The sequence below is a fragment of the Streptomyces sp. genome (genome assembly GCF_036566765.1).
Lineage (GTDB): Bacteria > Actinomycetota > Actinomycetes > Streptomycetales > Streptomycetaceae > Streptomyces.
This window is the reverse complement of the sequence record NZ_DATCVQ010000367.1, coordinates 1-4081: the sequence shown is the minus strand read 5'-3', so window position 1 is coordinate 4081 and position 4081 is coordinate 1. Positions and strand designations below refer to the sequence as shown.

Sequence of the window (4081 nt, the reverse complement as noted above, 5' to 3'; positions counted from 1 at the left end):
GTAACTGCCGGCCGCATCCCTCTCTCGTGGATCCAGTCTCAGCGCCGGCACGGAGGCGACCTCGACAAGGGGTTCGCCGCAATCGTCCACCGGTACGTGCAGCACCCTGGGGTCGCTCAGCAAGATCATGAGTATCGTCCTAGTCTCTATCCCCGGCGATCCGGGCACCACTGTCCTGGGATCAGTTCCTGGTCAGGGTTTAGAGGGTGTCTCACGTGGCAAGTTTCGCGAGCTTCTTGTAGCAGGTCAGGGGCAGCAGCCAGGCCGAAGAAGGCGAGGAGGTGCGAGCCCGCTCGTTCGTATCGGACGGTGAGGCGGCCCGGTAGCCGAAGAGCCAAGCGGTCGACCTTCGATCTTCCAGCGGTGCCGACCGAGGCGTTCGCCGGACTCGATGCCGGGCCGCGATGCGCGCGACGAGCCCGCGCTCGCGCAGCCAAGCCAGGGTGGTGGGAGACGTGCCGAACGTCGCCCACCAGATGCCGCCAGGCACAGCCGCCGGTCAGCACGTAGACCACTGCGGTGAACACGACCCGCTCGTCACACGTAGCGGTCCCACCACCTTGCGGACGAGCAGCGAACGACGGCAGCAACGGGGCGGCTAGCACCCCAGAGTTCATCAGGAACCAGATGCTTCGATGGATCAGCACCCACGACCGGCATCATGCCGCACGAACGTCAAGTCACGTGAGACAACTTCTAAGCCTTGATACCAGCGGCTGACCTGGCGGCCTGCTCGATCTTCGCGCGGTAGGCGGCACAGGCTTCCTCGTCGATCTGCTTCTCGTGTTCGGGGCGCAACCCGGTCCGGCCGTCGAGGCTCTCGCGCAGGATGTCGGCGTGCCCGGCGTGCCGGATGGTCTCGCCAAGGACATGGATTAGGACGGCGAACAGGTTCGTGTCGGCATGGGGCTCCGGCCACCACGGCACTTGGCCGGGGGCGTCGATGGGAAGCTCGTTGATCGTCGCGTCCGAGTGTTCCCATGTGCGCCGGTAGAACCCGATGATCTGATCTCGGGTCTCGTCCTCGGTCGCCCACTGATCGCTGCCGTCGGAGTCCTGCCACCGGCACAGCGGTTCCGGGGAAGGGCGGCCGAAGACCTCGCCGAAGTACCTGGCCTCGACGGCGGCCACGTGTTTAACCAGGCCGAGGAGGTTGGTCCCGGTCGCCGTCAAAGGTCGGCGGGCGTCGTATTCGGACAAGCCGTCGAGTTTCCAGAGCAGCGCCTCGCGGTCCCGCCGCAGTCTCCCGTGCAGGTTGTCCTTCGCGAATTCATCGATCATGCAGCATAAACCTTCCATGGTCTGTTCGTGGTCTCAAGATCCTGTGCGTGGCCCGCAATGGTCGGCAGAGCCGAGGCTGAGGACTCCTCGCACGGTGGGCTACCGGGGCGGTGGGGTGCGTGGCGGCTCGCGGCCGACCCGACCTGCGACGGTTACTGCGCAGGAGAACTGCACGCATGGTGTTCGGTGCCGGTCTCTATTCCCGTCGAGCAGTTCGGGACGGCGACTGGGGATGTGGGCGGGTGCCAGGTGAGAATCCAGCCGGCGGTAAGCGCCGCCGCGCCGCCTGCCAGGGCGATCGCGCCGCCTGTTCCGATGCCTGCGGCCACCGAGCCGAAGCAGGCCGGCCCGACGCCCTGCAGCGTCATGCCGCCGGAGCCGAGCAGACCGAAGGCCTGGCCCTGGCCATCCTGCGGCAGGGCGTCCAGGAACGGCCGTTGCAGGCCGAGACCGTAGGCGAATCCGAAGCCGCAGAGCAGCAGCAAACAGGACGAGACGCCCACTCCGGGCTCGGCAGCGAAGCCGACCAGCGGCAGTCCCATCAGCGCAATCAACGGGACCACCAGTCGCTCCCGAGCGGGCGGCCGTAGCAGTCGACCCACCAGCAGGTCACCGACAAGCATGCCGACCGGCAGACAGCCCATCAGCACCGCGTACCAGCCGGGCGCGAAGTGGCGTCCTCCCGCGTAGGCGACGATCAGGCCTTCCGCGCCCGCCACGAACGCGGGCGGTAGCCACTGGGCCAGCATCAGCCGTCGCACCGCGAGTCCGCGCAGCAGCAGCCCGGCACCGTGCAGGCTTGCCCGGACGGCCCCGCCATCGCCCCGAGCGCTACCAGGCGTGCCGCCGGACTCTCCCGGCTGCAGCCGGGGAAGCCGGATGCGGATCGCGAGCGCGCAGCCGAGGTAGAGGGCGGCGCTCACCGCGAGCGCCCGGCGCGGGCCGAGTACCGCGACGACCGCACCCCCCAGCGCCAGACCGAACAATTGCGCGCTGGAGCCGGCGATGTTGTTGAGCGAACGGCCCAGAACATAGGCGTCGCCCTTTAGCCACTGCGCGACCAGCCGACTCGACACACCGCTGAACACCGGTGTGGCGAGGGCGACCAGCGCCACGACGCCGAGGCTTGCCGCGATCGGCATCCGCACCAGGGCGAGCAGCAGGGCGGCGGCGCACTCCAAGGCGTAGCCGCCGGCGATGAGCGCGCGGGGCGGCAGTCGGTCGGCCAGTGAGCCCAGCAGCAGCGAGCCGAACAACTGCGGGAGAAAGCCGATGCCGAAGGCCAGTGCGCTGAGCAGCGCGGAGCCGGTGGCCGCGAAGACCAGAACCGAGAACGTGGTGATCCGCAGCGAGCCCGCGGTGATCGCGACGGTGCGGGTCGAGAAGAGCAGCCGGAATCGCGGCTCGGCCAGCACCTCCCGGTAGGTGGCACGGCGGTCGCCCTGCGCGAGTTCGGCGGTTGGGGTCATGACGCCCACCCTCGCCGTACGCTCACGCCACTCACCAATGATTCGTCGCTGGACGAATCTGAACCGACGTCCCGCGCTAGCATCGCAGGGTGCTCCGTTTCGAAGTCTCCGTCGAGGACCTGCTGCGCAGCCGCTTCGCGCTGTCGCCCGCGCTGGACCTCTGCTTGCTGCTGCGCTCGCTCGCCGGCCACGGCAGGCCGCTGCCGCAGGCCTGGGCCACGCGGCTCAGGCCGGCCTTTGAGCGGCTTCGCCGTGAGACCGAATTGGACGCCGCCCTCGCACTGCAGGCCCCGCAAGGCGGACCGAACTTCGTCGCCCCGCCCCCGCGCGGCCTCAACCAGACCTGGGCAGACGACCTGGCCACGATCCGGGCAACACCGCTGGAAGCGGCCCGCCACGAAATCGCCGCCAACGCGACCGGCCCGTCCGCCCGTGATCCCCGCGTACGCACCGTCCTGGACTCGCCGGACGCCGTCTCCAGAATCGCCGAGGCGATGGACCGGGCATGGCACGAGCTGCTCGCCGCGGACTGGCCGCAACTGCGCGCGATCTGTGAGCGCGATGTCGTACACCGAGTGGGCGTGATTGGCGAACACGGATGGGCCACGACGATCGAGAGCCTGCACCCGGGCATCGCCTGGCGCGCCGGCGGCATCGAGATCGGCTTCCTCCGAGGCGGAACACTCCAGCTCGCCGGCGACGGGCTCCTGGTGATCCCCTCGGTCTTCGTCGGGCATGTCGCCGCCCACATGGAAGACCCCTGGCCCAGGACCTTGATCTACTCGGCCCGCGGCACCGCCGCCCTGTGGGACGAACAGGAGACCCGCCCCCAACCAGACGCCCTGACCGCCCTGGTCGGCCGGGCCCGAGCCCGACTGCTGCTGGCGCTGGACGCCCCGGCCAGCACCAGCCACCTCGCCCGAAGCCTCACCATGGCACCCGGCGCGGTAGGAGACCACCTCGCCATCCTGAGAGGCGCCGGGCTGCTCGTCCGCGCCCGGTCCGGACGCTCAGTGCTCTACCGGCGCACCCCACTCGGCGAGGCACTGGTCGGCGGTACGGGCTGAGAGCTCAGATCAGCACAAGCGCTCGGCCATCCGAAAGGCAAAACGGGCATCATCTTACGTACCGCCCTCTTAAATCCGCCACGGCTTGAGCCGTGCGACGCCGAGCTCGACCGGTGCCCGTGCTGCGGACAGCGCGTTCCGGGTCCGACGACAAGCTCTTCGTCCGCTACGAGGCGACTGTGCTGGTCGCAGCCGTGAACGAGTGGCTGTGACCAGCACCGTCGCAACGGCCCTCAGACGACGTCGAATTCGTTGCCCTCGGGG

General features: G+C 69.2%; 3 protein-coding genes and 1 pseudogene. 1 reads left to right on the top strand and 3 read right to left on the bottom strand.

The features are described from left to right. Window positions 1-211 precede the first annotated feature (211 nt). The 3 genes and pseudogenes from VIU94_RS44750 to VIU94_RS21305 all read right to left on the bottom strand — a co-directional run. Window positions 212-411, bottom strand: a pseudogene (locus VIU94_RS44750) (IS5/IS1182 family transposase); the annotation flags it as partial. A gap of 285 nt (window positions 412-696) precedes the next feature. Then, a complete protein-coding gene (locus VIU94_RS21310; protein ID WP_331913437.1) occupies window positions 697-1281 on the bottom strand; it encodes a DinB family protein in 585 nt (194 codons plus the stop codon). A 152-nt stretch (window positions 1282-1433) separates the two neighbouring features. Continuing rightward, on the bottom strand, window positions 1434-2750 hold the full coding sequence (locus tag VIU94_RS21305; RefSeq protein ID WP_331913436.1) for an MFS transporter: 1317 nt from the start codon (window positions 2748-2750) through the stop codon (window positions 1434-1436). Between the two features lie 89 nt (window positions 2751-2839). Between VIU94_RS21305 and VIU94_RS21300 the strand changes: the two genes are divergently transcribed. Then, window positions 2840-3817: an ArsR/SmtB family transcription factor gene (locus VIU94_RS21300; RefSeq protein WP_331913435.1), complete on the top strand. Its 978-nt coding sequence runs from the start codon at window positions 2840-2842 to the stop codon at window positions 3815-3817. Window positions 3818-4081 lie beyond the last annotated feature (264 nt).

Excerpts from the sequence above, each read along its gene's own strand:
- VIU94_RS21305 (WP_331913436.1), bottom strand. The coding sequence starts at position 2,750 with ATGACCCCAACCGCCGAACTCGCGCAGGGCGACCGCCGTGCCACCTAC.
- VIU94_RS21310 (WP_331913437.1), bottom strand. The coding sequence starts at position 1,281 with ATGATCGATGAATTCGCGAAGGACAACCTGCACGGGAGACTGCGGCGG.